At 72.3% G+C, this 267-nt stretch carries 1 protein-coding gene; it reads left to right on the top strand.

Translation table 11 applies throughout. The features are described from left to right. Window positions 1-267 (top strand): hypothetical protein (locus SB660_RS21145; RefSeq protein ID WP_410584352.1); only part of this gene is annotated, 267 nt, incomplete at both ends.

The following is a 267-nucleotide window of genomic DNA, read 5'->3' as shown; positions in this document are numbered from 1 at the left end:
CTGCCCGGCACCGGTACGCGCAACTACAACGTCGACGACGGCGTCTACCGGCAGGACGTGACCTGGGCGCGGTCGGTGCTGGAATGGCAGGCATCGGCGCGCGGCACGCTGCGCCAGACGCTGTACCGCTACGACGCGCAGCGCGACTACCGCAACGTCGAGAGCTACCGGCTGACGCCCGGCGCGGACGCCGTGATCCGCTCGGGCGTCCTGCAGCGGCGACACGTGCACGCCGTCGCCGGCAACCGGCTCGACTGGACCTGGGAC

This window comes from Bacillus sp. SIMBA_005 (assembly GCF_046535585.1).
GTDB classification, from domain to species: Bacteria; Bacillota; Bacilli; order Bacillales; family Bacillaceae; genus Bacillus; species Bacillus pumilus.
The sequence above is the reverse complement of the archived record's forward strand: the minus strand, read 5'-3'. Positions and strand labels throughout refer to the sequence as shown.